At 65.4% G+C, this 3,235-nt stretch carries 3 protein-coding genes; all 3 read left to right on the plus strand.

Annotation, left to right across the window (positions count from 1 at the left end):
* Positions 1-156: 156 nt before the first annotated feature.
* Positions 157-1,692 (plus strand): flippase, encoded by a 1,536-nt coding sequence (locus E0L93_RS12725; RefSeq protein ID WP_132692461.1) that lies wholly within the window; start codon positions 157-159, stop codon positions 1,690-1,692.
* Positions 1,693-1,787: 95 nt separating this feature from the next.
* Positions 1,788-2,687: a sulfotransferase family protein gene (locus tag E0L93_RS12730; RefSeq protein ID WP_132692462.1), complete on the plus strand. Its 900-nt coding sequence runs from the start codon at positions 1,788-1,790 to the stop codon at positions 2,685-2,687.
* Positions 2,684-3,235, plus strand: a 552-nt coding sequence (locus E0L93_RS12735) for a sulfotransferase family protein (protein ID WP_132692463.1), incomplete at its 3' end; no start/stop codon positions are given. The genes E0L93_RS12730 and E0L93_RS12735, both read left to right, overlap by 4 nt.

A 3,235-nucleotide genomic window follows, 5' to 3' on the forward strand; every position in this document is an offset into this window, starting at 1 on the left:
CGCCGGTTGCTCCGGAGCTGCACATAAGGACCGACAGGGAGGAGCCTGAGGAGAGTGCGAGGAGGGTGATCGAGAAGCTGGAGGAGCTTGGGTATCTGCCGGTGGGCGAGGTGAGAAAATACCGGCGCTTCCGCGGGTAGCGGGCTCCGGCGGGCCATGAGCGCTCCGCAGGGCCCGGAGCAGTACGGCTCCTACGTGGGCCGGGTCGCCCGGGGGGCGGGGGTGAGCTCGTTCGGGCAGGGAGTGGGGAAGGTTCTGGGCTTCCTGACCCAGCTCGCCCTCGCCTGGATGTTCGGAGCGGCCCAGTACGGATACTACGTGCTGGGCGTCACGGTGGTGCAGCTCGCCAACATCCTCTCCCAGATCGGGATGGACAACGGGGTGGTACGCTACGTCGCCCGGTACCACGCCGAGGGCGATGTAGCCCGGGTGCGGGGCACCATAATTCAGGCCGTCCGGGTTACCTTCGTGGCCAGCGTCCTTCTCTCGGCGGCCATCTTCTTCGGCTCCGGCCTGATAGCGGAGCTTACGGACAAGCCGTTCATGGAGACCGTGCTGCGCTACTTCGCCCTCTCCCTGCCCTTCATGACCCTGATGAGCATGACCATGTGGGCGGCACAGGGCTTTCAGACCATCAAGTACGCCACGCTCGTGCAGCAGGTCTACCGGCCGTTTCTGACGCTGGTCTTCGTCTTCGTCTTCTACCTGCTGGGCTTCCAGATCCTTGGGGCCGTCGTGGCCTACGTCCTCTCGATGGCTGTGGGGGCGGCGCTGGGCCTCTACTACCTGCGCCGGGTCTACCCCAAGCTCACGGACCGGAGCGTACCCCCTAAGTACGAGACCCGGGAGCTCTTCAGCGTCTCGGGGCCGATGATCCTCTCCAACTTCTCCCAGTACATAAACACCTGGATCTCGGTCGCGGCGCTGGGGCTGTTCGCTCCGGTGCAGGCCGCGGGCGTGTACAACATCTCCTCGCGCACGGCGCAGCTCTGCGCGCTGGTCCTGATCGCTTTCACCCGCATCTTCTCACCCATGATCTCCAGCCTGCATACCCGCGGGCTGCTGCAGGATCTGAGCCGCCTGTATCAGGACGTCTCCCGCTGGACGTTCACCGGGTCGCTCGCCGTCTTCCTGCTCATAGCTACCCTCTCCCGCGACATCCTGCTGGTCTTCGGCGAGCGCTTCACAGAGGGTGTTGTGGTGATGGTCATCATCGCCGGAGCCCACCTCTTCGGGTCCTCGGTCGGGCATACCGGGCGCATCCTCGCCATGACCGGTCATCAGAACAAGGTGCTGCTCGCCACGGCCAGCTCGGCGGCGATCGGGTTCGTCCTGAGCTTCACGCTGGTTCCGGCCTACGGCATCTATGGGGCCGGTGTAGCCACCGCCACCGCCATCATGACGCTGAACGTAATCACCCTCTACTACGTCCGGCGGCAGTTCGGCTTCTGGCCGTACAACCGGGAGTACCTGAGGCCGGTCGCCGCCGGGCTCGCCGCCGCTGCGTCGGTGCCGCTCGGCAAGGTTCTCCTGCCCGTGCCGGAGGGGTTCTTCTCCGTGCTGGTCTTCGGTGCCGTCTTCGGGCTGAGTTACCTGGGCCTGCTCGTCGCCTTCGGGCTCGGCGAGAGCGATCGGGAGTTCCTGCGCTCGCTCTGGAACGCCGTCCGGCGCAACCTGCGGATGGGTGCTTGATCGGGGTTTAAAATGTCTCTAGCATGTCCTGCGGCAAGATGGAGACTACCGATCAATCCCGTTTTGAAGGCCGGACCCGCGCGGGGAGTACCGGCGTGACGCTGCCCAACTTCCTCATCATCGGGGCGCAGAAGGCCGGGACGACCTCGCTCTATTACTATCTGAGACAGCACCCACAGGTGTACATGAGCCCGGAGAAGGAGACTCACTTCTTTACCTATCTGGGCGAGAGACCGGTCCACGGGGGGCCGGGCCGCCCGGCGACCGCCATCATAACGGATGCAGAGGAGTACGGGAGGCTCTTCTCCGGGGTTGCGGGCGAGAAGGCGGTGGGCGAAGCCTCCCCGTCCTACCTCTACAGCGAGCGCGCGCCGGAGAGGATAAAACGCTACCTCCCAGAAGCGCGGCTGATCGCAATCCTGCGCCAGCCCGCGGAGAGGGCCTACTCCAACTTCCTGCACTGCCTCGGCAGCGGGCGGGAGCCGCTTGAGGACTTCGCGGCGGCCCTGGAGGCAGAGGACCGGCGGGTGGCCGGGGGCTGGGGCCCGCTCTGGCACTACCGGCGCAAGGGCTACTATCACGAACAGCTCTCCCGCTACTACGCTCTGTTCGATCCCGCACAGATAAGGGTCTACCTCTACGAGGATCTGCGCGAGGATGCGGGGGAGGTTCTGCGGGACATCTTCGAGTTTCTGGAGGTGGACGAGTCGTTTGAGGCGGACACCTCCGAGCGCTACAACGTCTCCGGCGTGCCGAGGAGCAGGACGGTCGGGGCCTTGATCTCCGGGCTCGGCGGTGTGATCCCGGTCGCAAGACCGATCCTTCAGAAGGCGCTGCCCTACGGCGTGCGGCAGAGGCTAAAGGCCCGCATCTTCGCGACTCCTCCCCGGCTCGACCCGGAGGTGCGGCGGGAGCTTACGGAGAACTACCGGGAGGACATCCTGCGGTTAGAGGAGCTCATCGGGCGGGATCTCTCGGGGTGGCTTGAGGTATGACGCTGCCCGACTTCCTCGTCATCGGGGCTGGTAAAGCCGGGACGACCTCGCTCTATTACTATCTGAGACAGCACCCACAGGTGTACATGAGCCCCACCAAGGAGACCAACTTCTTCGCCCTCGAGGGGCAACGGGTCGCGTTCCGGGGCCCCGGCGTGGAGGAGCGCATCAACGCCTGGACGATAACGGAGCTCTCCGAGTACGAGCGGCAGTTTGCGGGGGTGAGGGGGGAGAGGGCTGTAGGGGAGGTATGTCCCCTTTACCTCTACTCGGAGCGGGCCGCAGAAAGGATAAAGCGCCACGTTCCGGAGGTGCGGCTGATCGCGGTGCTAAGAGACCCTGCGGAGAGGGCCTACTCCAGCTTCCTGATGCTGCGCCGCAGCGGGCGGGAGCCGCTTGAGGACTTCGCGGCGGCCCTGGAGGCAGAGGACCGGCGGGTGGCCGGGGGCTGGGAGTACGCCTGGCACTACCGGCGGGCGGGCTACTATCACGAACAGCTCTCCCGCTACTACGCTCTGTTCGATCCCGCACAGATAAGGGTCTACCTC

The sequence above is a fragment of the Rubrobacter taiwanensis genome, from assembly GCF_004337705.1.
GTDB classification, from domain to species: domain Bacteria; phylum Actinomycetota; class Rubrobacteria; order Rubrobacterales; family Rubrobacteraceae; genus Rubrobacter_C; species Rubrobacter_C taiwanensis.

What these genes read in the sequence shown, in the direction of transcription:
- E0L93_RS12725 (WP_132692461.1), top strand. Translation starts at nt 157, where the DNA reads ATGAGCGCTCCGCAGGGCCCGGAGCAGTACGGCTCCTACGTGGGCCGG.